Source organism: Parvibaculum sp. MBR-TMA-1.3b-4.2 (genome assembly GCF_053628815.1).
In genome coordinates, this window is sequence record NZ_JBRJHC010000001.1 from 1267030 (window position 1) to 1291380 (window position 24351).

General features: G+C 62.3%; 21 protein-coding genes. 10 read left to right on the top strand and 11 right to left on the bottom strand.

The genetic code is table 11. From position 1 onward, the window contains the following. Nucleotides 1–27: 27 nt before the first annotated feature. On the top strand, nucleotides 28–531 hold the full coding sequence (gene rraA, locus ACSSVQ_RS06215) for a ribonuclease E activity regulator RraA (protein ID WP_454181535.1): 504 nt from the start codon (nucleotides 28–30) through the stop codon (nucleotides 529–531). A 27-nt stretch (nucleotides 532–558) separates the two neighbouring features. Here the strand turns inward: rraA and ACSSVQ_RS06220 are convergent, their stop codons facing one another. The 4 genes from ACSSVQ_RS06220 to ACSSVQ_RS06235 form a co-directional block, all read right to left on the bottom strand. Further along, nucleotides 559–735 (bottom strand): hypothetical protein, encoded by a 177-nt coding sequence (locus ACSSVQ_RS06220; protein ID WP_293327094.1) that lies wholly within the window; start codon nucleotides 733–735, stop codon nucleotides 559–561. 254 nt (nucleotides 736–989) lie between these two features. Then, complete coding sequence (speE, locus tag ACSSVQ_RS06225; protein ID WP_293327096.1) at nucleotides 990–1871, bottom strand: polyamine aminopropyltransferase; 882 nt, start codon at nucleotides 1869–1871, stop codon at nucleotides 990–992. Continuing rightward, complete coding sequence (gene speD, locus ACSSVQ_RS06230) at nucleotides 1871–2407, bottom strand: adenosylmethionine decarboxylase (RefSeq protein ID WP_167094004.1); 537 nt, start codon at nucleotides 2405–2407, stop codon at nucleotides 1871–1873. Before speD ends, speE begins: the two co-directional genes overlap by 1 nt. Before the next feature lie 483 nt (nucleotides 2408–2890). Further along, nucleotides 2891–4252, bottom strand: coding sequence for a flavin monoamine oxidase family protein (locus ACSSVQ_RS06235; RefSeq protein WP_454181537.1), 1362 nt, complete (start codon nucleotides 4250–4252; stop codon nucleotides 2891–2893). 104 nt (nucleotides 4253–4356) lie between these two features. Between ACSSVQ_RS06235 and ACSSVQ_RS06240 the strand changes: the two genes are divergently transcribed. Both ACSSVQ_RS06240 and ACSSVQ_RS06245 read left to right on the top strand, forming a co-directional pair. After that, entirely contained in the window at nucleotides 4357–5004 is a 648-nt protein-coding gene (locus ACSSVQ_RS06240; RefSeq protein WP_454181539.1) for a TetR/AcrR family transcriptional regulator, read from the top strand. Between the two features lie 108 nt (nucleotides 5005–5112). Further along, nucleotides 5113–5604: a hypothetical protein gene (locus tag ACSSVQ_RS06245; protein ID WP_454181541.1), complete on the top strand. Its 492-nt coding sequence runs from the start codon at nucleotides 5113–5115 to the stop codon at nucleotides 5602–5604. Between the two features lie 47 nt (nucleotides 5605–5651). Here the strand turns inward: ACSSVQ_RS06245 and ACSSVQ_RS06250 are convergent, their stop codons facing one another. The 4 genes from ACSSVQ_RS06250 to ACSSVQ_RS06265 all read right to left on the bottom strand — a co-directional run bounded on the left by ACSSVQ_RS06250 (nucleotide 5652) and on the right by ACSSVQ_RS06265 (nucleotide 10965). After that, the gene (locus tag ACSSVQ_RS06250; protein ID WP_454181543.1) at nucleotides 5652–6593 is read right to left on the bottom strand and encodes an NAD(P)H-dependent flavin oxidoreductase; all 942 of its coding nucleotides are present in this window, start codon (nucleotides 6591–6593) and stop codon (nucleotides 5652–5654) included. Nucleotides 6594–6709: 116 nt separating this feature from the next. Next, nucleotides 6710–7351 carry a hypothetical protein gene (locus ACSSVQ_RS06255; RefSeq protein WP_454181545.1) on the bottom strand — a complete coding sequence of 214 codons (642 nt, stop codon included), beginning with the start codon at nucleotides 7349–7351 and terminating at the stop codon, nucleotides 6710–6712. Between the two features lie 179 nt (nucleotides 7352–7530). Beyond that, nucleotides 7531–9267, bottom strand: a complete 1737-nt coding sequence (locus ACSSVQ_RS06260; RefSeq protein ID WP_454181547.1) for an N-acyl-D-amino-acid deacylase family protein — start codon at nucleotides 9265–9267, stop codon at nucleotides 7531–7533. Between the two features lie 120 nt (nucleotides 9268–9387). Beyond that, entirely contained in the window at nucleotides 9388–10965 is a 1578-nt protein-coding gene (locus ACSSVQ_RS06265) for an AMP-binding protein (RefSeq protein WP_454181549.1), read from the bottom strand. Nucleotides 10966–11110: 145 nt separating this feature from the next. Here ACSSVQ_RS06265 and ACSSVQ_RS06270 point away from each other — a divergent pair, with 145 nt between their 5' ends. From ACSSVQ_RS06270 to ACSSVQ_RS06300, 7 genes are all read left to right on the top strand, one after another. After that, nucleotides 11111–12154 carry a lipid A deacylase LpxR family protein gene (locus ACSSVQ_RS06270; protein WP_454181551.1) on the top strand — a complete coding sequence of 348 codons (1044 nt, stop codon included), beginning with the start codon at nucleotides 11111–11113 and terminating at the stop codon, nucleotides 12152–12154. Nucleotides 12155–12237: 83 nt separating this feature from the next. Then, nucleotides 12238–13380 (top strand): DUF819 family protein, encoded by a 1143-nt coding sequence (locus tag ACSSVQ_RS06275; RefSeq protein WP_454181553.1) that lies wholly within the window; start codon nucleotides 12238–12240, stop codon nucleotides 13378–13380. Nucleotides 13381–13450: 70 nt separating this feature from the next. After that, nucleotides 13451–14248 carry an enoyl-CoA hydratase gene (locus tag ACSSVQ_RS06280; RefSeq protein ID WP_454181555.1) on the top strand — a complete coding sequence of 266 codons (798 nt, stop codon included), beginning with the start codon at nucleotides 13451–13453 and terminating at the stop codon, nucleotides 14246–14248. Nucleotides 14249–14333: 85 nt separating this feature from the next. Further along, a complete protein-coding gene (locus tag ACSSVQ_RS06285; RefSeq protein ID WP_454181557.1) occupies nucleotides 14334–16079 on the top strand; it encodes an N-acyl-D-amino-acid deacylase family protein in 1746 nt (581 codons plus the stop codon). Nucleotides 16080–16317: 238 nt separating this feature from the next. Beyond that, nucleotides 16318–19026, top strand: a complete 2709-nt coding sequence (locus tag ACSSVQ_RS06290) for a glycosyltransferase (RefSeq protein ID WP_454181559.1) — start codon at nucleotides 16318–16320, stop codon at nucleotides 19024–19026. A gap of 173 nt (nucleotides 19027–19199) precedes the next feature. After that, complete coding sequence (locus ACSSVQ_RS06295) at nucleotides 19200–19415, top strand: hypothetical protein (RefSeq protein ID WP_293325191.1); 216 nt, start codon at nucleotides 19200–19202, stop codon at nucleotides 19413–19415. A gap of 66 nt (nucleotides 19416–19481) precedes the next feature. Continuing rightward, nucleotides 19482–19658 (top strand): DUF1328 domain-containing protein, encoded by a 177-nt coding sequence (locus tag ACSSVQ_RS06300; RefSeq protein ID WP_293325194.1) that lies wholly within the window; start codon nucleotides 19482–19484, stop codon nucleotides 19656–19658. 74 nt (nucleotides 19659–19732) lie between these two features. Here the strand turns inward: ACSSVQ_RS06300 and ACSSVQ_RS06305 are convergent, their stop codons facing one another. The 3 genes from ACSSVQ_RS06305 to ACSSVQ_RS06315 form a co-directional block, all read right to left on the bottom strand. Beyond that, nucleotides 19733–21490: a class I adenylate-forming enzyme family protein gene (locus ACSSVQ_RS06305; protein WP_454181562.1), complete on the bottom strand. Its 1758-nt coding sequence runs from the start codon at nucleotides 21488–21490 to the stop codon at nucleotides 19733–19735. A 162-nt stretch (nucleotides 21491–21652) separates the two neighbouring features. Then, nucleotides 21653–22318 (bottom strand): glutathione S-transferase family protein, encoded by a 666-nt coding sequence (locus ACSSVQ_RS06310; RefSeq protein WP_454181564.1) that lies wholly within the window; start codon nucleotides 22316–22318, stop codon nucleotides 21653–21655. Nucleotides 22319–22424: 106 nt separating this feature from the next. Then, a complete protein-coding gene (locus ACSSVQ_RS06315; protein WP_454181566.1) occupies nucleotides 22425–24281 on the bottom strand; it encodes an alkyl/aryl-sulfatase in 1857 nt (618 codons plus the stop codon). Nucleotides 24282–24351: the final 70 nt, after the last annotated feature.

Consider the following 24351-nt stretch of genomic DNA (forward strand, 5'->3'; position numbering starts at 1 on the left):
CTACAACCCGACAGTATGAGGATGCCTATGACGCCCCGCCCCGACGCAACGACAGTACCCGCCACCACAGACCTTTCCGATGAGTTCTCCGACCGGCTTCAATATGCTGAACCTGTTTTTGCCGATTTCGGCGGCATCCTCGGTTTTTGCGGCGAGATCGTCACGCTGGCCGCCTTTGAGGACAACACGAAAGTCCGCGAGGCAGTGGAAAGCGAAGGCAAGGGCCGTGTGCTCGTCGTGGATGGGGGCGGCTCCATGCGCTGCGCCCTTTTCGGCGGCAATCTTGGAAAGCTGGCGGAAGAAAATGGCTGGGCCGGGGTGATCATCAATGGCTGCGTGCGCGATACGGCTGAGCTCGAAGACTGTGCGGTCGGCATCAAGGCGCTGGCGGTGCATCCGCGCAAAAGCGAGAAGCAGGGCCTTGGTGAATTCGGGAAAGTGTTTCAGTTCGCAGGCGTGACCTTCCGCCCGGGCGCATGGGCCTATGCGGACGGCGACGGCATTGTCGTCTCCGACGAGAGGCTTGCCTGACTACTCCCGGCCTCGGCAGAGCAGGCGTCAGAAAATCAGGTCCTTGAGCTTCCACAACGCCAGCACGACCGTCGCTGCCGAAATCAGCATCCCGCCGCTAACCAAAACCACATCCACCGGACGAAGAGGTTCCATCTCGTCGAAGTCGCCCTGCCCATCGCGCTGATCAAGATTTCTGACCGGCTGCACACCCACTCGCCGCATGCCTCACTTCCTCCGATACATTCCCACCCCAAGGAACATGTCCCCGTCACACCAGAAGAAATGCGCCGGGACTTTGTGAAGTTAAGGTAACATCCGTTATGGTTAGCAATCCATTCGAATTGGTATTCGAAGTAAAAAAAGGGCTAATGCGCTGGATTTTTCGGTACACCGCACCGCAGCAACCGATTCCGGAAAAAGAATACTGCGCGACTGTTCGGGGAGCCTAGGCGAATCACCCTCGCTCCCCGTTTCAATCAGCGACTACCTGTAATCTTCGACACATAACCCGGCAAAGCGAAAGCCGCCTTGTGGACTTCGGGCGTGTAGTACTGCGTCGAAAGGCCCGCGGCCTCATAGCGGCTGGCGAGTTCTTCGACCGGCACATCCAGCAGGGAGGTGTTGTCCGTCCCCCAGCCCATCGCCATCGGGCCGCCGACATAGGTCGGAATGGTGGCGAGATAGCAGGTGCCTGTCGCAAAAATCCGGCGGAATTTTTCCATGGTGCCCGCCAGCTCTTCAGACTGCATGAAAGGCACACCGTTCTGCGTAACGATGACGCCGCCTTCATTCATGCACCCGGCACAAGCGCGATAGAACGCCTCACGGAAGAGTACTTCGCCCGGACCTATCGGGTCGGTCGAATCCACGATGATGACGTCATAACGATCTTCCGTCTCTTCCACGAATTTCGCGCCATCGGCGAAAACCAGGTTGAGACGCGGATCGTCGAACGCTCCGTTGGAAACTTCGGCCAGATGCTTCTTTGCAAACTCCGTCACCGAAGGGTCGATCTCGACCATGGTGACGTGCTCGACCGTCTTGTGACGCGTTACCTCACGCAGGATGCCGCCATCGCCGCCGCCGATTATGAGCACGCGTTTTGCGTTCCCATGCGCGAGGATCGGCACATGGGTCATCATCTCGTGATAGATGAACTCGTCGCGCATGGTGAGCTGTGTCACCCCATCAAGCGCCATCATCCGGCCGAACAACGCGTTCTCGAAAATCACCAGGGACTGCTGCCCGGTCTTTTCCTCATAGATCACCTTGTCCGCGCGAAAGGTGCAGACGAAACCCTCCTCTTCGTAGAGGGTTTCGTCGATCCAGCGTCCGCCTTTGTCGTCCTGAAACGGCATCAGACCATGTCCTGTCCGCGCAGGTGTTCGCCGACACGGATGTCGGACGGACTGAAGGCTTCGCGCAGCACTTCGATGGCGTTATGCGGCTCGGCTTCGCCGCACATGAACACATCGAGCGCGGCATAGTCGGCTTCGGGCCAGCTATGGATGGAGATATGGCTCTCCGACAGCACGGCCACACCCGACACGCCGCCGTTCGGCGTGAAGTGATGCAGATGGATGTGCAACAAGGTCGCCTTGGACACTTCCACACAGCGCCTGAGCGCCTTCTCGATATGCTCGATATCGTCCAGACGGCTCGCGCCGACCAGGTCGATGATCAGATGCGTACCGGCATAGCGCACGCCGTCGCGCTCGATAAAGAAATCGGTGCGCTCGTCGGACGATGTGTAGGGCCCGGCTTCGACGGTATCGGCTTTTTCGGCCTCTTCCGACGGCGCCTGAACAGGAAACTCGAGTACTTCCGCCTGGGTGCTGCTTGAATCGCGGTTCAAGTCGATCCCCAATTGGAAGAGGGCATTGGATTCGGTCATAGTGCCTCTCCCCAACCAGTAGATGGACCTTGGCTTGCCGGACGCCGTCCCACATACATTTCCAGTAGGGGATCGCCCGCCGGGGCCTTGGATAAGTTATTACGATTTCGCGGATGGAACGCGCTCACGCCCCTCGCTCGGGGCTATGTTCCGGGTGCGAGGCCGAATGCACCTCGCTTCAACAGTCATGAGCTTGTCGGAATTTCCGAACGTTTCGCCCTGACGGAAGACCCGGTTGATCCGGGGCGTCAGCCCCTCGGTCTTGAACCGGCCATATGCAATCTCCCTCGAAACCCGGCGGGTGGCCCGAAACGGTCGGCGCCGCCGAAATTGTCCAAAGAGACGCGTACGCCGTTACTTAACCGTGGTGGCCAGTGGCACGTGCGATTGCGTTCGAGCGGAGAAATAATGGCCATGACCGGCGCTGTCAATCAGTGTTGCAGCGCCGGAGCAAAATTTCACAATGTGACACCCACACCGGAGTCAGCGCGGCAGGCGCTCCATGACTTCCCTTGCGGCACGGATACCGGACTGGAGCGCACCGTCCATATAGCCCTGCCATTCGGTCGCCGTTTCGGTGCCTGCCCAATGGATACGGCCGACGGGCGCGCGTAACGCCTCGCCGAAGCGGGTCATCACACCCGGCGCCATGTGAGCCACATAGCAGCCCCGGCTCCATTCCTCCGCCGTCCAGTCCTGATCGACATAGTCGATGGGTTCGCGAGCCTCGGGGCCAAAATAGTCCGTGAGCGCCTTAATCACTTCCTCGCGGCGGATGTTATCCCCCATCGAACTCATGGCGGTAGCATGATCGCCATCGATAAAACCGACCAGAATGCCAACGGACTCATCTTCCGGCGACTGATCGAACACCACGTTGAAGGCGTGGGCATCGCTTACCGCCATGCCCGCCAGCCCCTTTTTACGCCAAAAAGGCTTGTCATAAGCGACATGAACCTTGATGACCGACCCCATAGGCATACGCTGCATCAGCCCGTCGCGCAGCGAGGGCAGCGGCGCGTCGTAGTGGATACGCGAGGCCAAGGCAGGCGGAATGGCGATCACCACGCGGTCTGCCTGATAATCGCCCTTGTCGGTCCGCAAGGTCACCCCGTTATCGTCCTGATGGAGCGCGCGAACCGGCGTCTCGAAATGGATCGGGGATTTGAGGCCCTCCGCCATCTTGCGGGCAATGGAATGAGCGCCGCCGAGAAACTTCGCCTCCTGCGCACCATCCTTGACGCCGATAAGTTCTTCCACGCCATGACCGCTACGCAGATATTCGAGGAAGAAGAGATAGGACATCTGTTCCGGCTCGGCGCAGAAGACGGCGCGGCAAACGATGCGGGCGAAGGTCCGCGCGCCTTCGGTCCGGATGTTCCGACGGATCCAGCTTTCGAGCGTCTGCCCGTCCCAGTCCATGGCATCGGGTGCCGTCCAGGGCGCGTCGGCTGGCAGCGTCATCATTTCGCGATCCCAGCGTTTTTGAACGCGATCGAGTTCCAGCAGGGAAAGGAGCGGCAAGGAGGGGATATCGCCGGAATAGGTCCGGCGCTTGCCCTTGTAGTGCAGAACCTGTTTACCCTTGTCATATTGCAGATAGGTCTTCACGCCCTGCGCTTCGGCTTCGGCAAGCAGCAGTTTCTGCGTCGGCCCGACCCATTGCCCGCCCCGGTCGATCACCTGACCGGCGATCTCACCGGGCATAAGCCGACCGCCCACACGGTCGCGGGCTTCCAGCACGAGGACCGATTTTCCCTGTGCCTCAAGCTCCATCGCCGTCTTGAGTCCGGCCATGCCTGCGCCGACGACCATGACATCCGCGCTCTTGCTTTCACCCGTCATGCTAACCTCCCATGCTCTCGCTTTGGCCTTCTCCCGACTGGCAAGCGATGTTGCAAAATATTTTATGAACGCGTTTAATAAATTCAAGCGAAAAATCGGTGACAATGCCAGTGACTAAATCGGCGACGAAAAAAACCGCTCGGGGACGGCCCCGAAAAAGCGAGGCAGAAGAAGGCGCATTCCGTGCGCGCGTGATCGGCGAGGCGCGCAATCTCTTCGCCCGTGACGGCTATGAGGGCGTCTCGATGCGCCGCGTGGCGCAGGCTGTGGGTTGCTCGCCCGCCCAGCTCTACACGCTCTTCGGCGGCAAGCGCGACCTGCTGCGCCATATATGGGAAGACGCCTTTTCAGAGCTCGCCGACGAGCTTCACAATGCATCCGCCGAGAAAGATCCGCTCAAGCGCCTTCATGCCCTTGGCGATGCCTGGTGCCGCTTCTGGCTATCCAATCCCGACCACTATCGCTCGATCTTTCTGATCGAAGACAAGGTGAACGAGCCGGGCGAGCGTTATTTCGTCGAGACGAGCGAAAGCCTTGGCGCGCTCGATCTGATCGCCGAGGCCGTTTCGGAGAGCATGAAGAAAGGCCTGCTCCGCCCCGACGACGTGGCGGCCGTGTCGCAGCTCTTTCTGTGCGGGCTTCAGGGCGTGGTGTTCAACCTCATCACCATCCCTGAATTTCCCTGGGCAGCGAAAGAGCAGATGGCGACGCGTATGATTACGGCGCTTATCGACGGCGTATCCCCGCACTGAACGCGCGTGGCTGCGTCATGATGGCTCGCTCCTTCTTTATTGTTGCGAGTCATTATTAGTTGCAATACGGTTTTCCGGTCAGCCACCCGCATCATGCAGGAGCCCGGAATGAAGCCGTTGGAACGCCCCCAGATCAGCCGCCACGAAACCCGCCAGACGCCGCCCTATCGCGATGGGCAGTCGATGAACGACTTGGGTTTTTGCGAACAATTCACGGTCTGGGCGGTCCGGACGCAATGGCCGCATGGTGAAAATACCGAGGAAACGCGCCTGATCGACGATGCTTTCGCAGCGCTGGACCTGCCGGAAGGATGCCATCTCGTGGCGGATTTCACCAAGGCCCTGAGACAAACGGTCAGCCGCCCGCTGGTCATTCCCGAACCGACCACCCCCCGGCTCACGCATGACGAAGCGCAGATGCTTCGCTTTCTGGCGGGGCTGCAGGGCCTCGCACAGTGCGAAGGCACGCCCTGCCTCGCCTCGCCCGCCTGGAGGCCCGCGCTTCGCCTCGTCATCGCGCTGAATGCCGCCGGACTTCGCTTCGGCGGACGCTGGTATGAGAGCGCCTCGTTTCCCGAGGCGCTCCCTCAATTGCACTGAGATTCAACCATGGTTGGGGCAAGAATGAACCATGGTTTGGGCAAGGTTCAGCCGAAGCTTCGGGCCGACGCCATGGCCGCCATGCGATCCATGATCTCGAAGAATTCGGAGACGGTTTCGGCAATGATATCCCCGGCGGATTTCACTTCCGAAATGAGCCCCGACGTCTGACCGGCCAGACCGACCGCCGCCTCCATGTCGCCGCCGAAATAGAGATCGAGAATCCGGGTGAAGGTGTCGGGCGGCATCAGACCTTCTTCGTGGATCTTTTCGGTGCGTTCGGTCTTCAGGGCGCGGATGCAGGGCGTGGATTTCTTGTTGAGGACATAGGTGCCCGTCTCCTTCGCGTCGACGATCGCCTGCTTGTAGTTCTCGTGGACGGGGCTTTCCTTCGCACTCACGAAGCGCGTTCCCATCTGCACGGCTTCCGCGCCCAGCGCGAAGGCGGCGGCCATGCCCTTGCCGTCGCAGATGCCGCCGGCTGCCACGAGTGGAATATCCGTGCGCTGCCGGATGGCCTGCAGGAGGACCATCGTGCCGACCTCTTCGGGGTTTTTGAAACCGCCACCCTCGGCGCCTTCGACGACGAGGCCGTCGACCCCGGCATCGACGCATTTCATCGCGGCATCGACCGTCGGAACCGCGTGGTAGACGATGATACCCGCCTCATGCAGCGGACCGACGAATTTGGCCGGGCTGCCCGCCGACGTCGTCACGAACTTCACACCCGACTCCTCGCAGACGAAACGCATGATGGCGTCGTCCTTCAGGAAACGGATCGGCAGGTTGACGCCGAAGGGGGCGCCGGTGAGATCCTTCATCTTCAGGATCTCGGCCTTGCAGGCCTCCGTCTCGCCGGATGAGGTTTCGATGATGCCAAGCCCGCCGGCTTCGCACACAGCGGAGGCGAGCTGCGAGCGGGCGATCCAGCCCATGGGCGCCTGGATAATCGGATATTTCGCGCCCGTATGGGCGAGTACGCGGTTCATGACTTCCTCCCTTTATCGAATTCGTTTGGGAGGAGTAAGCCCGATCGGACCGCAAATGAAAAGCGGGGCGCCCCCAAAGGAGCGCCCCGCCCGATCCTTCGCCGGTCTATGCCGCCTTACTTGAAGCGGCTGTAGGCCTTGGACACCGCCTCGTAGAGATCCTTGGCCGCGGTTTCGACACCGCCGCGCACATCGTCGAAGGCAGTCTCGCCCTGACCGGCCAGCACGCCGAGGCGTTTCTTGAGCTGGTCGCGCTGGGTGCGGAGCTGCTTCAGCACCTGACGGTAGTCGCGCTCGGTCTTCTTGAGAGCCCTTTCGGCATCCTTCTCGGCCTTGTCCACCTGTTTGGAAAGCTGCTGGACCTGCTTTTCCAGATCCTTTTTGAGCTTCTGCTTTTCCACGGAAAGCTTTGCGGCCGGCTTCTTCGCAGCCGGCTTTCTAGCTGCGGTCTTGCGCGCCGCGGGCTTCCTGGCGGCGGTTGTTTTCGTCGCCTTGGCAGCGGGCTTCTTTGCGGTGGACGCTTTAGAAGCGGGCTTCTTCGCCGTCGAAGCCTTGGCGGCGGGTTTCTTCGCCGCCGTGGACTTCTTTGCCGTAGAGGCCTTCTTCGTTGCGGCGGTCTTGCCGGTGGTGGTGGTCTTCTTGGCTGCCGTCGTCTTGCGGGCAGCCGCGCTGCGCGCTGTTGTGCTGCGTCCGGCCGTACGCCTTGCAGCCGACGTGCGGCCCGCCGTCGTCGCACGCTTCCTTCGTGTATCCGTCATGAGTTCATGCCTCTTGTCACTGAATATTCAGACCGCAAGCGCACGCATTCTTTCCGCGCACACTCCGACGACAAGAGAGTGACGCGAATGCGAAAACCATTCAAGCACGGACAATACGTAGGCGCCGCTTTCATCCGCGAAAAGCAGTCAGGCACCGATGCAACGTGAAGACAGGAGCGTCAGTCGGCGGCCATCGTGGATGGCGCATGCTTCGCGCCGCGCACCAGCCGGCCCGGCAGTTCGCCCGTCGCCTCTCCTTCCCGGTAGACCACCTTTCCCGACACGATGGTCGCTTCGTAACCGTCCGCTTCCTGCATCAGGCGGCGCGCGCCGGAGGGAAGGTCGTAGACCATGTGGGGCGGACGAAGCTGGAGACGGTCGAAATCGATGACGTTGATATCCGCCTTGTAACCGGGGGCGACGACGCCGCGATCCCTCAGCCCCACGGCTTCCGCCGTGTCCTTCGTCTGGCTCTTGATGACGAAGGACAGGTCGAGCCGCTCGCCACGGGTGCGGTCGCGGCACCAATGGGTGAGCATATAGGTCGGTACGGACACGTCGCAGATCGCGCCCACATGAGCCCCACCGTCGGACAAGCCGAAGATGGTGTTGGGATTGCGGATCATGGTGAGGCAGTTATCGAGGCTGCCTTCCGTGTAGTTGTGCATGGCGAAGAAAATGAGCGCCCGGCCATCGTCCTCGAGCATCATGTCGTAGACGATCTCGTCCGGGTTGCGCCCTTCGCGCTTGGCCTGAGCGGCAATGCTCTTTTCCGGCCCGGGCTCGTAATCGGGCGGCGTGCCGAGGTCGAACATCTTGTGATAGGCGCCGGCGAGCGAGTTGACGAAGGGATGGCCCTCCTGCGGCGCCTCGGCGATGAGGCGGGCCCGGAAGGTCGGATCGCGCATGATCGCCACCCGCTCGTGAAGCGGCTTGTCGGCGATCGCGATATAGCTCGGCCGGGTGATGAAGGGATGCACCGAACCCTGAAGGCCCATCATGATCCCCACGGGGCGGCCCTGCACCTGCGCCTTGATGGGCAGGCCGCGCCCGGCGGCGGCGTCGAGACGCGACATCAGCTCGCGCCACTGATCCGGGATCACATCCGCCTGCACCATGGAGAAGCTCAAGGGACGGCCCGACAGTTCGACGAGCTTTTCGACCAGCGAGAATTCATGGTCCATTTCGCGGAAGTCCGACACCCATTGCAGGACGCCGCTGCCCGCATCGCGAAGCCCCTCGGCAATCGCGATCATTTCGGCATCGGCGGCGCCGATGGTCGGCGTCAGATCTCCGTCCGCCGTCCGGTGCACCATGGTGCGCGTGGTGGAGAAGCCCAGCGCGCCTGCGCGGATCGCCTCCGCGGTGAGCTCGCGCATGCGCGCGATCTCTTCCGCAGTCGCCGGTTCGCGATGCGCGCCGCGTTCGCCCATCACATAGACGCGCAACGCGCCATGCGGCAGCTGGGTCGCCACATCGATGTCATGCGGCAGGCGCTCGATGGCGTCCATATAGTCGCCGAAACTCTCCCACTCCCATGAGAGACCTTCATGCAGCGCAGCGCCGGGGATGTCCTCCACGCCTTCCATAAGGCGGATCAGCGTTTCGTGGTCGGTCTTGCGCACCGGCGCGAAGCCGACGCCGCAATTGCCCATCACCACCGTGGTCGAACCGTGGATCGAGGAAGGCGCCACCCGGCTTTCCCAGGTGACCTGCCCGTCATAATGGGTGTGCACATCCACCCAGCCCGGCGTCACGATGCGGCCTTTCGCATCGATCTCCTCCACGCCCGACGCGGCGACCTTGCCGACCTCGGTAACGATGCCGTCGCTGACGGCGATATCGGCCTCCCGGGGGCTGCCGCCCTCGCCGTCGAACAATACCCCGCCGCGAATAACCAGATCAGGCCGCGTCATGATTTCCTCCCAGAATTTTCTTTCGATCCTAGTTGCGGGCAGGTGCAAACGCAAAAGGCGGCGCATGAGCGCCGCCTTTCAGGGGGTTCGCCGTTCCGCACCCGGCGGATCGGATATTCCTCAGATCTTCTTGTCGCCCTGCCAGTAGTTGTCGCGGATGACGCGGCGCAGCACCTTGCCGGACGGCATGCGCGGGAGTTCGGTCACGAAGTCGATGCTGCGGGGGCGCTTGTAGCCGGGCAGATTTTCCGCCGCGAAGGCGAGCAGTTCGGCCTGCATCGCCTCGTCGGCGGTAAAGCCTTCATTGAGCTGGACGACGGCCTTGACCTCCTCGCCCCATTCCTCGTTCGGCGCGCCGACAACGGCGGCATCGGCAATCGCGGGGTGCTTCAGCAGCTCCTGATCGATCTCGGCAGGGTAGATGTTCACGCCGCCGGAGATGATGACTTCCGCGCTGCGCCCGGTGAGGAAGAGATATCCCTCACTGTCGAAATAGCCCATATCGCCCATGGTGTAATAATTGCCGCGATAGGCGCTGTTGGTTTTTTCAGGCGCCTTGAAATATTCGAAGCGTCCTTCCTCCGGCGCGCCGAAATAGACCGTGCCCACTTCATCCGCCGGCAGAGGATTTCCCTCGTCATCCTGGATCTGGACCTCGACGCCGGGCAATGGCCGTCCGCAGGAACCCTTTCGGCCGAGCCATTCCTCCGACTCGATGAAGATCCCGCCGCCTTCCGTCGCCGCGTAATATTCGTAGACGACCGGGCCGAACCACTCGATCGACCCTTCCTTTACATGGACCGGGCACGGCGCCGCGCCGTGCAGGATCCAGCGCAGGGACGATGTGTCGTATTTCGCTTTCACCTCGTCGGGCAATTGCAGCATCCGGTGAAGCATGGTCGGCACGACATGGGTATGGGTGATGCGGTGTTCGTGGATGAGGCGGAGCGTTTCCTCCGCGTCCCATTTGTCCATCAGCACCACGCCGATGCCATTGTTGAGCGGAAAGCTCATATTCAGGGCAAGAGGCGCGGCGTGATAGAGCGGCCCCGTCACCAGCGCCAGATCCCCCTCGGGACGGAACGCCGCCGTCTCGTTCAGTTTGATCAGCAGGGGCGCCGCGGCGGCGGCTTGCCGGCGATAGACCCCTTTGGGATGCCCGGTCGTGCCGGAGGTGTAGAGCATCTGGGTGCCGAGCGCGGGGTCTTCCAGATCGTGGCCGTCTTCCGCCGCCAGCGCTGCGTCATAATCGTCGAAGCCTTCGATGGGGCCACCCACGGCGAACCGTGTCACAAGGGCCGGGGCCATCGCGGCTGCCTCCTGCGCGCTGCCGGCAAAGCGCGTATCCGCGATGAAGGCCTTCGCCTCGCAATTCTCCACGATATACCCGACTTCGCCGCCGGACAGATGCCAGTTGATCGGCGTGATGCGGAAGCCGCCGCGCTGGCAGGCAACCATGACCTCGATGAATTCGGGCCGGTTGGAGCAGAGCAGCGCAACCGCGTCGCCGGTTTCAAGGCCGGACCGCCGGAGCGCACGCACCAGCCGGTTGGCGCGGTCGTTCAGTTCGCCGAATGTGCGGCTTCCCATCTGGGAGATAACGGCCATCCGGGCGGGCGCCTGCGCCGCATGCCAGGCGACAACCATTCCCTTCGCCGCGGCTTCCTCGCGCGACGGCACGGCCTGCGTCATATTCATGTCCCATTCCTCCCGTTTATCCCCATGGCGATTATCGCCACTATTCTTGGTTTTGATTTGGCTTAAGGGTATTGGACAGGCGGCCTTGCCGTTAGGTCAAGCCGTTTTGCGTAACCCTTATCCGTAATTTCACCGGAGCCGTTCGATGCGCCTTTCCGTTTTTGCCGGCCTCGCGCTTGCCGCCCTGACCGGCGCGCTGGCCCTGCCGGCGCATGCCGCCGAAGATAATGGCTTCATTTCCTTCCAGTCGGACAATGATTTCTATCTCTTCATCGGCAGCGACAAGCACTACACGAACGGTGTACGGGCCTCCTGGCTGTCGGCGCCGCGCCGCGATCTGCCGGACTGGCTGAAGGGCGTTTCGGCACCGCCCCTCATCAACGGGGAAGTGGATACCGAAAAGACCCGGCATCGTGTGGGGATCGGCCTCAGCCAGGCCATTTTCACACCGGAGGACACCGAAACGGCCCTGCCCGTCCCCAATGACCGGCCTTATGCGGGCTGGCTGCACCTGACCTTTCTGCTGCAGAGCGAGCGCACCCTGAAAACAGACCGCCACGAGGCGTTTCAGGATCGCTGGCAGCTCGACCTCGGCATGGTCGGTCCGGCGGCGCTTGGCGAAGTGGTGCAGAACGGATGGCACAAGACCTTCGGCTTCCGCCACATCAATGGCTGGGACAACCAGCTCAAGAATGAGCCCGGCGTGAACCTCACCTTCGAGCGCGCCTGGCGTTCGCCGCTTCTTTCCACGCCCAAAGTGATCGGCTTTGCAACGGACTTCATCCCCTATGGCACGCTGGCGCTCGGCAATGTGAGCACCTATGCGGGCGCCGGGGCGACCTTCCGCCTCGGGCCGACGCTGCCCGACGATTTCGGCCCGACCGGCATCTACCCCAATGATGGCGGATCGGACTGGTTCGAGAGCAGTTCGCCCGGCACGTTCGACTGGTATCTCTTCGCAGGCGGTAATGTGCGCGCCGTGGGCCGCAACATCTTTCTCGACGGCAACACGTTCCGGGACAGCCTGAGCGTGGACAAGAAACCGGTCGTCGCCGACCTCAAGGTGGGGGCCGTCGCCGTATTCCAGGGCGTGCGGATAAGCCTGACCAATGTCTATCGCACGAAGGAATTCTACGGCCAGAAAAAGGCCGACCAGTTCGGTTCCCTTGCGGTGACGTTCGCCCTCTGACGGCATTGCCGCTTCACGCGCAAACATGACGCCGCGCGCCGATGGTGCTAGTCAGGTAGAAGACTGCATTTCGGGGGAATTCCATGTCATTGCCGCTCATTTCAGCCGACAACACATTCGGCCTGCTTTTCGTTTTTCTGGGGCTTGCCGCTTTCGGCTTCTGGGCGGAAAAGACAAAGCTCGGGCAATGGATATCCGGCGTCATCCTGACGATCCTTGCCGGCATGGCGCTTTCCAATCTCCGGGTCGTGCCTTTCGGCTCGCCCATCCACGACGCGGTGTGGGGCATCGTGGTGCCGATGGCGATCCCGCTCCTGCTGTTCCGCGCCGACCTCAAACGCATCCTGCCGGAAGCGGGGCACCTCACCATCGCCTTCGCGATCTGCGTGCTGGCGACGGTGGCGGGCGTCTTCGCAGGCTTTGCGCTCATCGACATGGGACCGGAGGGAAACCTCGTCGCGGCCTCGCTGGGCGCAAGCTGGATCGGCGGATCGATGAATTTCGCCGCCGTGTCGCAGGCGACGGGCCTTTCTCAGAACGGCGCGCTGACGGCCGCTTCCGCCGCCGCCGACAATGTGGTGGCCACGCTCTTCATCACGCTTCTGCTCGTCCTGCCCGGCTGGCACTGGCTGGTGCGCCTTATCCCCTCGAAAATCATCGAGGCGGAGGAATATGAGGAGGAGCATGAAGAGGAAGCCAAGCGGCCCGAACTCGATATGGGCGCGCTGGCCATGCAGCTCTTCATCGCCGCCGCCTGCTGTTTCGTCGGGTTTCAGACCGCAGCGCTTCTCGGCATCGCGCAATATGGCGTGCTCTTCGTCACCATCAATGCGCTTCTGGTCGCCAATATCTTTCCCGGGCCGATGCAACGGCTGGAGGGCGGTTTCGATCTCGGCATGTTCTTCATGTATCTCTTTTTCGGCATCATCGGCTCCGGCGCGGATGTGATGCTGATGATCGAGACGGCGCTGCCCATTTTCGCCTTTGTGATCGTCATGGCGAGCGTGCATCTCGCCATCGCGCTTGCGGGCGCGAAGCTGTTCCGGATCGATCTTGCGGAAATGCTGGTGATTTCCAATGCGGTGACGCTGGGGCCGGCAACCGCGGCGGCGATGGCCGCGGGGCGGCGCTGGCGGCAGCTCGTCATGCCGGGCGTGATGCTGGGCGTGCTGGGCTATGCGGTGGCGAACTTCATCGGCGTCGGGCTGGCGGGCGTCCTGGGCTAGCGTCGTTGCCCGCCCGGAAGCCCGCTGCTACACAGGACAGCAACGAAAAACCAATCCGAGGGAGAGCCCCATGTCCGAGCCCGTCATTCTCGTCGAGAAGGAAGGCGAAACCGCCATCGTCACGCTGAACCGCCCCAACGCGATGAACGCGCTGTCGCGGGAGCTGCGCGAGGCGATTGCCGAGACCTTCGAGAAGCTGGAAGCCGACCCGGAAATCCGCGTCGCCATTCTGACCGGCGCGGGCAAGGCGTTTTGCGCAGGCCTCGACCTGAAGGAACTGGGCGGCGACAGCTCCGCCGTCGGCGGAGACGGGGGCGGCGTCAATGCGACCGTCAACGACAAGGACCCGGTGACCTCCATCGGCAAGTTTTCCGGCCCGGTGATCGGCGCGATCAACGGCGTGGCAATCACGGGCGGCTTCGAACTGGCGCTGGCCTGCGACGTGCTGGTCTGCTCCAGCAATGCGCGCTTTGCCGACACCCATGCGCGGGTCGGCATCCTGCCGGGCTGGGGGCTCAGCCAGAAGCTGTCGCGCGCCATCGGCATCTACCGCGCCAAGGAACTCTCGCTCACCGGCAATTTCCTCTCCGCCGAACAGGCGAATGAATGGGGCCTCATCAACCGCGTGGTGGCGCCGGAAGAACTGATGGGCACCTGCAAGCAGCTCGCCACGGATATGCTCTCCGTCGTGCCGGAATGCCTGTCGGGCTACAAGGCGCTGATCGACCAGGGCTTCGGCGAGGCTTTCGGCGAGGCGCTGAAAACGGAACGGAAGACCTCCTCCGCCGCCAACAAGTCGGTCGGCGCGGACGCCATCGCCGAGCGCCGCAAGGGCATCCAGGAGCGCGGGAAACAGCAGACGAGCTGAGTTTTTCCCTCTCCTTTTTCCTTTTGGGGTCCGTTTCCGCTACACTTCCTCCCAACAAGAACATTTCTTTTGGGAGGAAGAAGCCATGCATGATCTCGTGATCAAGAATGGCACCGTCTATGACGGGCTGGGCGGCACACCGTTCGAGGGCGACATCGCCATCGACAATGGCGTCATTACCGAAGTCGGCAAGGTGAGCGATGGCGGGCGCGAGGAGATCGACGCGCGCGGCCAGATCGTCACGCCGGGTTTCGTGGACATCCACACCCATTATGACGGGCAGGTCACCTGGGACCCCTATCTCCAGCCCTCCACCTTTCACGGCGTGACCACCGCCGTTCTCGGCAATTGCGGCGTCGGCTTTGCGCCCTGCAAGACGGAGCGGCATGACTGGCTGATCGGCCTGATGGAGGGCGTGGAAGATATTCCGGGTACGGCGCTTGTCGAGGGCATCAAGTGGAACTGGGAAAGCTTTCCCGATTACATGGATGCCGTCGAAGCCTCGCCGCTGGCGCTCGATGTCGGCCTGCAGGTGCCGCATGCGGCGTTGCGCGCCTATGTGATGGGCGAGCGGGCGGCGAAGCTCGAACCGGCCATGCCGGACGACATCGAAGCCATGGCCAAGCTCGCCGCCGAATCCATCGAGGCGGGCGCCCTCGGCTTTTCCACCTCGCGCACGGTAAAGCACAAGGATCGCAACGGCGCCAACACGCCGACGCTGAAAGCCGAAGAGGACGAACTCCACGGCATCGCCCGCGCCATCGGCGCGACGGGCAAAGGCGTGTTGCAGCTCATTGCCGATTTCGAGGATGTCGATAAGGAATTCGCGATGATCCGCGGCATGTCGGAAGTGTCCGGCCGTCCGCTGTCGCTCACCATCGAACAGGACGACCGCTGGCCGCATCGCTGGGAGCGCGTGCTGGAGCTGATCGCGGAGGCCAATGCCGACGGCGTGACCATGCGCGGCCAGGTGCCGCCACGCCCGACCGGCGTGCTGCTGGGGCTCACCTCATCGCTCAATCCCTTCATCATGCATCAGACCTTCCGCCAGATCTGGGGCGCGCCGGTGAACGAGCAGGTAAAGGCGCTGAACGATTACGAGTTCCGCCGGAAGCTGCTCGCCGAAACGCCGGAATATCCGGTCGGCGAAATCGTGACCATGCTGTGCACGGATTATCACAAGATGTTCCGGCTGGGTGATCCGGCGAATTACGAGCCCGCGCCCGAAGACAGCGCCGCGGCGGTGGCGGCCCGCGAGGGCAAGGAGCCCCGCGAGGTGCTGCTCGACTGGATGCTGGAAAAGGGCGGCAATGCGCTCATGTATTTCCCGCTGATGAACTATCACTGCGGCAGCCTCGACGACGTCTACAAGATGATGACGCATCCCAACACGGCGTTCGGGCTGGGCGATGGCGGCGCGCATTGCGGCATTCTCTGCGATGCGAGCTTTCCCTCCACCATTCTGGCGCATTGGGGCCGGGACCGGACGCGCGGACCGAAGCTGCCGCTGGAATGGCTGATCGCCAAGCAGACAAGGGCCAATGCCGAAGTCGTCGGCCTCCACGACCGCGGGGCTCTGCTGCCGGGCCTCAAGGCGGATGTGAACGTGATCGATTTCGACCGCCTGACGCTTCACTCGCCTGAAATCGTGCATGACCTGCCGGCCGGAGGAAAGCGGCTCGTTCAGCGGGCGGACGGCTATACGGCCAGCCTCGTGTCGGGCCAGGTTGCGTTCCGCGAAGGCGAACCGACCGGCGCGCTCAACGGCAAGATGGTGCGCGGCGCACAAGGCCTGCCGACGGGCGTGACGCTGACCCGCGCCGCGGACTGACGCAGCGTCCGGAAACGCCTCAAGAGGGCCTTTCCGGACACCCTTCAATGGTCATTTCCATGCCATAATTCCGCCACCGGAAGGCTGGATACAGACAGGTAATCGGGAGTAGCGTTTGTTGCGCTGCTCCCTTGTCGTATCCGGTGTGGGCGCCGGAGGCGGGGGCCTCCCCTGCTTTCTCTTTCTTGTCGTTTTCTGTTTGTTGTTCTCTTCTTGTTGTTCTCCGGGCCGGGTGTAAATGGCGAAAGATCCTTCCGACACGAATCCGCGCAACTGGCGCAAATCCGTTTTCGTCAGGCAGACCGCTTTCGTGTTTCTGGTCCTGCCGCTGGTCATCGTCGCCAATCTCGCGGTCTGGGCCGCCCTCAACCAGCCCTATCAGGCGGAATCCTGGGCCGGGGAAATCGTCGGCCTGTCCTACAGCCCGTTCCATGACAATCGCGAGCCGACCCCGGATGTGCGGGCGACGGCTTCGGAAATCGACAAGGACATGAAAGTCCTGTCGAACACGGTGCAGGCCATCCGCACCTATTCGGTGGCGCAGGGACAGGACCAGATCCCCGATATCGCCGCCAAATACGGCATATCCGTCGCGCTCGGCGCATGGATCGGCACGAATGACGAAGCGAACCTCAAACAGATCGACCGGGCAGCGGAACTGGCGCTGAGGCGCAATGTGGTCCGCGTCGTGGTGGGTAACGAGGCCCTGCTGCGCGGGGACGTGACGGTGGATCAGATGATCCGCTATCTGGACATCGCCAACAAAAAAATCTGGAAGCCCGTTTCCACCGCCGAGCCCTGGCATGTCTGGCTCGAGCACCCCGAACTCGCCAAGCATGTCGACTATATCGCCGTGCATATCCTGCCCTATTGGGAAGGTGTGCCCATCAACAAGGCGGTGGACTATGTGTTCGACCGGCTGGACGATCTTCACAAGGCATTCCCCAACAAGCAGATCGTGGTCACCGAAGTGGGCTGGCCGAGCCGCGGCAAGGTGCTGCCGCGCGTGCCCTACCCCGGCATGCCTGCGGCCGAAAAGGGCGGCGAGGCGACGCCTTCCATCGTCAATCAGGCCCGCTTCCTGCGCGCTTTCCTGAACCGCGCCAAGGACCAGGACCTCACCTATTACGTAATCGAGGCGTTCGACCAGCCCTGGAAGGGCGCCGACGAAGGCGCCGCCGGATCATACTGGGGCATCTTCAACGCCGAGCGCGAACCGAAATTCCCCATGGCGGGCAGCATTTCCGAGCAGCCGGGCTGGCGTGTCTGGGCCGCCATCGCGGCGGGCCTGTCGCTCGTGCCGGCCATGCTCTTCATCCTGCGCCAGCGCCATGTCCGTCTGGCGGGTATCATCACCTTTGCCCTTCTGACGCAGATTGCCGGGTCGGCCGTCGCCTGGGCCGGGCTATCGGTTGCCGGGCTCTATTTCACATGGGGCGGCGCCATCGTCTGGAGTTTCCTGTTCTTTGCGCAAGGGCTGCTGCTCATCGTGCTGATGGCCGAAGCGATCGAGTTCGTGGAAGTCATCTGGACAAGGCGCGGAGAGCGGCATTTCGAGCCCTTCGAGCCGTCTCATCCGACGCCGGAGCATAAAGTCTCCATCCATGTGCCGATCCATAACGAGCCGCCCGAGATGGTGCGCGAGACGCTGGATGCGCTGTCGCGCCTCAACTACGAGAATTTCGAAGTGCTCGTGCTGGACAACAACACGACCGATCCGGAAATCTGGCAGCCCGTCTGGGAGCATTGCCAGAAGCTCGGCCCGAAATTCCGTTTCTTCCATCTGGAAAACTGGCCGGGCTTCAAGGCGGGCGCGCTCAATTTCGGCCTGGAAAAAACCGCACCGGATGCGGATATCATCGCCGTCATCGACAGCGACTATCAGGTTTCGCCGGACTGGCTGAAGCGCATGGTGCCCTATTTCGACAAGCACGATGTGGGCTTCGTGCAGGCGCCGCAGGACTATCGCGACGCGCATGAGAGCATGTTCAAGGATATGTCCTATTGGGAATATGCGGGCTTCTTCCATATCGGCATGGTGCAGCGGAACAATTTCAACGCGGTCATCCAGCACGGCACGATGACGCTTGTACGCAAGGAGGCGCTGAAGAAAGTCGGCGCCTGGGCTGAATGGTGTATCTGCGAGGATGCAGAACTCGGCATCAAGCTCTACCGGCACGGCTATGACAGCGTCTATGTGAACCACAGCTTCGGCAAGGGCCTGACGCCCGACACACTGGCGGGCTATATCTCGCAGCGTTTCCGCTGGGCCTATGGCGCGGTGCAGATCGTAAAACATCACTGGGACGCGCTGGCGCCGTGGTCGCGCAAGGGGGGCCTCACACCCGCGCAGCGCTATTATTTCCTGGCCGGCTGGCTGCCCTGGTTCGCCGACGGCCTTGCGCTGATGTTCACCTTTGCCGCGATCGTGCTGTCCGCCTGGGCGCTCTACAATCCGGCTTCCGTGGTTCTGCCCGTGGCGGCCTTCCTCATTCCGACCATCGGCAGCTTTGCGTTCAAATTCATTCGCTCGCTCTGGCTTTACGCCGTGCGCGTGCGCGATTGCGGTTTCATCGAGAGCGTCGGCGCCGGCGTGGCAGCCCTTGCGCTCACCCACACGGTAGCCAAGGCCATGCTGAACGGCATGATAACGACCAGCAAACCGTTCATCCGTACACCGAAATGCGAGGACAAGCCTGCCCTGGCGGCTGCCTTCATTCAGGTGCGGGAAGAAGCCGTGATTCTGGCGCTCCTCTGGGGGCTCACGACCGCGCTCTATTTCAACCCGCATTTCGCGGACAGCCATTCGAGGCTGTGGCTTGCCGTCCTGCTGGTGCAGTCCGTTCCCTATGCCAGCGCGGTGCTGTTCTCCTTCATCAATGTGATGCCCTCCCTTTTCCGGCGCACGAAGAATGACGAACAAAAGGCGCTCGTTTCGGCGGATTGATCGTACTCGCCATAATCGAAACACATTGCCGTCACGCATTCGACGCCCGCAAGGTCATTTGGTGATCCGGCCGTTTTGACCTTGCCCGTCTCCGTCAGTCCGATAGGCTTTCCATATCCGGAGCGGGGAAATAATTCCCATACGGATTGGTTTAACGATTTCAGGAGACAAAGATGCTTATGCGCAGTGCACTGATCGCGACCTCCCTGATTCTCGCCGCGCCCCTGCTGGCGGCATGCGACGATGACGGCCCCGCCGAACAGGCTGGCGAAAAGATCGACAATGCCGTCAATGACAGCAACGACACCATGGAGAAGGCCGGCGAGAGCATGGACGACGCCATGGACGACATGCATGACGGCATGGAAGACGCGACCGGCAATCAGTAAAGTCTGCGCTTTAAGCCCAGCGCATTCTTCCTTCAGTAACTCAACGAGCCAATGAAAGGACATGACATGCTTGGATGGGCACTTACGTTTCTGGTCATTGCGATCATCGCGGCCGTTTTCGGCTTCGGCGGCATCGCCGCCGCCTCGGCCTCGATCGCAAAGATCATCTTCTTCATCTTCCTGGCGCTGTTCGTCATCAGCCTGATCGCAGGCGCGATACGCGGCCGGCGACCGCCGCTCTAAGTCCAAGAGCGGGCAAGGAAACGAAAAAGGGCGGTCCCTCGGGACCGCCCTTCCTTTTGCGATATTGCGAAAACTCAGGCTGCTCCTTCGGCGTATTTCTTCATATCCTCGCGCAGTTCCGTCTTGAGGATCTTGCCGTTCGGGTTACGCGGCAGCGGATCGTACCGCAGCTCGATCTTCTTGGGCACCTTGAAGGCGGCGAGCAGCTTGCCGACATGCGCGCGAAGCTCGTCTTCGGTGACCTGCTTGCCCGGCGCGACCTGTACGACGGCGCCGACTTCCTCGCCCAGCACCTTGTGGGGAATGGCGACGACCGCGGCATCCATCACAGCCGGATGGGCATAGAGCGCATCCTCGACTTCGACGCAGTAGATGTTCTCGCCGCCGCGGATCAGCATGTCCTTGGCGCGGTCGAGGATGTAGACGAAGCCTTCCTCATCCATGCGCACCAGATCGCCGGATTTGAACCAGCCGTTCTCGAAGGACTTTTCCGTCGCTTCGGGCTTGTTCCAGTAGCCCTTCACGATGTTGGGGCCCTTGATCCAGAGCTCGCCCACCTGACCGGCGGGGACATCCTTGCCGTTCTCATCCACCACCCGCAGGTCGCAGGTCGGCACGCAGGGACCGGCGCTGTCCGGCTTTGCCACATAGTCCTCGGCGAGGTTCTGCGTGGTAATGGACGAGGTTTCGGTCAGGCCGTAGCCATTCGAGGGATGGACCTTGGGGAACTGCTGCTTGATGCGCTTCACAAGATCGGGGGCAGACGGCGCACCGCCATAGCCGATCCCTTCCACGGAGGAGGTGTCGAACTTGTCGAACATCGGGCTTTCAAGCACCTGCCAGACCATGGCGGGGACGCCGCCGAAGGTCGTCACCCGCTCGCGGTCGATCAGCTCCAGCGCGTGTTCGGGATTCCATTTGTGGATGATGACAAGCTTGCCGCCGGAGAAGTAGTTCGGCACCAGGATCGAATGGCAGCCCGTGGCGTGGAAGAGCGGCACGGAAAGCAGCATGACGCGCTGCGGCCCCTCCGGATCGGGCGCGGGCGGCATTTCGCCCCGGCGCAGGAAGGAGCGCGCCTGACCGGCGGCTGCGTTCAGCAGGTTGTTACAGATATTGCGATGGGTGCCGAGCGCGCCCTTCGGCTTTCCGGTGGTGCCGGAGGTGTAGAAGATCGTCGCATTGTCTTCCGGCTCGAGACCGGGATCGGGCAGCTCGTCATCCGGCAGCTTCGCGTATTCGCCGGGCTTGCCGACGATGTCTTCCAGCGCTTCGGCCACGCCGAGTTCGTCGGCGGGGGTGCGGGTCGCGATCAGACCTTCCAGCGCCAGGTTCTTCACATGCGGGCGCAGGCGGTCGAGGCGTTCGTGATCGACGATGACGACCTTGGAGCCGCTATCGGAGATCGCATATTCGAGTTCCGGGCCGGTGCCCCAGGCATTGATCGGCACGATGACGGCGCCGATGGCCGTGGCCGCCCAGAAGGCCAGCGACCATTCCGGGAAATTGCGCATGATGAGCGCGACGCGGTCGCCCTTCTTCACACCGTATTTTTCCAAGAGGGCGCGGCCCAGCGCCGTGGCGGCGCGGTAATGGTCCGCATAGGTCAGCCGCTCGTCTTCATAGACGATGAATTCACGGTCGCCCCATTCCCTGCCCTTGTCGAAAACGAAGCGAAGGTTCGGCGGGGTTTCCTTGTGGACGCGGGTGGGGATGCCGGCAATCTCGACGGTCGTCATTTCGAGCGGCGAACCGGGCCCGGTCAACAGCTTGTGCGCGTCTTCAATGCTCATGGCCGGCCAGCCGGGGGCGGCAGCAGCGTTCTCGGACATTTTGTTACTCTCCCTTGGGAGCCCCCTGAACGGGGGCAAACTGCTCTGTTTGTTTTGCCCTCTGATAGCGGTTTTGCCCCCGATTTTGAAGGAGGCAGACGCAAAAAGGCCCGGCGACGCGCGTGTCACCGGGCCTTGATCGCAAATTGCAGGGATTAATGCCTAAAAACCGAGCGCTTTCAGGACGCCGCCCTCTTCTTCAAGGCAGCCTGCAAAGGAGGGCCGCCCCTTGATCCCGGCAAGATAGCGGGTGAGTTCGGGATAGCGGCCGGCCTCCGGCGTCACGCCCGCATGGGCCAGATTGCAGAACTGGGTCCCGATGGAGATGTCGGCAATCGAGAAGGCGTCACCCGCCGCGAATTCGCGGTCCGTGAGTTCCTTTTCCAGATAGTCGAAGAAGCGCGGCAGCTTTTCCGCCACCGTCTTGTCCGCGGTCTCGCGATCCGGCTCCTTGCCCATCAGCTTGTTCACCACGATGGGGCGGAAAACGCCCATCCCCGCCGTCGCGGCCAGTTCACTGTCGCAATATTCCTCCAGCCAGAGCGCGCGGCCATAGTCGCGCGGGTCTGCCGGGTAGAGCGCCGGGCCGCCCTCTTTCTTCTCCAGATAGGCGCAGATGACGGAGCTGTCCGGGAAGGTGACGTTCTGGCCGTCGCTCTCGTCGCGCAGCACGGGGATGCGCTTCAGCGGCGAAATTTCCGCAAACCAGTCCGGCGCGGGGAAGATGTTCACCTGCTCCAGCGTGTACTCCAGCCCCTTTTCGGCCAGAAAGACGCGCACCTTGCGCACGAAAGGCGAAAGCGATGCGCCGTAAACGGTATAGCTCATGGGTCTCCTCCCCGAATTTTGGTCGGGGCGAAGGAAAGCACCGCCGGGCCGCCGGATGCAACGCAAATCGCAGCCGGCGGCCCTTAATCGGGGCTTATTCTGGCACTCAGGGCGTCACAATATTGAAATTGGGCGTCGGCGCCTCGATCATGCCGGTCAGCGTTTCATAGAGCGCGGCATCGCCTTCGATGACGATCGTCTCTTTGAATTGCGACACCGGCATACCGGCCAGCAGGGTCAGCACCAGTTCCATCCAGGCGAGCTTCACCGTCGCGCCCGCCGATTTGTCCACGACACCGGTTTCGTGGATCAGCACGCCGTTTGCCACGGTGACGAGATGGGTTTCCTTGCGGTCGGTCAGCTCGATATTGATGCTGAAATTCGCCGCCGAGGCCTTGTCCGGATTGGTCCGCACGGCTGCGATGTCGAGCAGCATGGGCGCTGTCATCGCCATGAGAACATCGGCGTTGGGGGCGGCGGGCATGAGCTCGGCCACGCCGTCCGTGAGTTCCTGCGCGCCGGTGAGATACATGTTGCGCCAAGTGCCCGCCTCGGACTCGAAGCCGAGCTTCGTGTAGACGCTGGCGAGCTGCTCGCGCGCCTGCTCGTTCTCCGCATCGGCAAAGACGGCATGGTTGAGAAGCGTCGCCGCCCAGCGCAACTCGCCCTTCTCTTCGGCTTCCGCCGCGAGCTTCAGAACGGCATCCATGCCGCCCATCGCCTCGACATAGCGCTGGCCCGCAGGCTCCGGCGGCAGCGGGTTGAGGTTCGCCGGGTTACCGTCATACCAGCCGATATAGCGCTGATAGATGGCCTTGGAGTTGTGGCTCATCGTGCCGTAGTAGCCGCGATTGTACCATTGCTTGGCCAGCACATCCGGCAGCTGCAGCACTTCGGCGATCTCGGTCGCCGTCAGGCCGGTATTCATCAGCCGGATCGTCTGGTCATGCAGGAACTTGTAGGCGTCGCGGTGCTTCATCAGGAAGTCCACGATCTCTTCGGTACCAAAGCGCGGAATGCCGTGGGCGGCGAACATGACGTCGCTCTTCACCGCGAAGAGGCGGATCGATTCCGTCAGATAGTCGGCCCATGCCTTGCTATCGCGGACCAGCGCGCCGCGCGCGGGCAGCAGGTTGTGCATGCAGAGGTTGGCGTTTTCCGCCATGAAGACGGCGCGGAACTCAGGCAGGTAGAAATTCATCTCCGAGGGCGCTTCCGTGCCCGGCGTGAGCTGGAAGACCATCTTCACATTGCCGACCGTGATTTCCTGACCGGTATGGGTGACGTCGATGGTCGGCGCGATGAGCGAGACCTGGCCCATGGACGGCCGGGGCCCGAGGCCGCAGGTCGTCTCGCCGCAGGGCCCGTGATCCAGCGTCAGGCCGAACTGGTAGCGCGCGCGGCGCAGCATGGCCGGACCAGCGATGATGTTTTCCGACACCGCTTCCTTGAGGAAACCTTCCGGGGCGATGATCGAGACCTTGCCGGCCGCGACTTCCTCCGGCGTCGTGACGCCGCCCACGCCGCCATAATGGTCGGCGTGGCTGTGGGAATAGATGACGGAGAGGACGGGCTTCTCGCCCAGATGTTCGGTGACGAGTTCGAACGCGGCGCGGGCCGCCTCGACGCTGGTGAGGGGGTCCACCACAATCCAGCCTTCGCCCGCGTCGATGAAAGTGACGGTGGAGGTGTCGAAGCCGCGCACCTGATAGATGCGGTCCATGACCTTGAAGAGGCCGTGCTTCGTCAGGATCTTGGCGTGGCGCCAGAGGCTGGGGTTCACCGTGTCGGCGGCGTCGCCGTCCAGAAACTCGTAAGCGGACAGGTCGTAGGCGTTGCCCTCCGCGGTGTCGCGGGGAATCACCGGGTCCTTGCGGGTCGCGATGAAGCCGCGCTCGGCGAATTCGAAATCCCGGCGGTCGTCATTGGCGACCAGTTCGCGTGCTTCTTCCAAAGAGCTCATGTCAGCCTCCCTTGATGCCCTTGGACGGGCGTTATGGGAGCAGATGTAAGCCGCTGGCCGGGGCCAGACT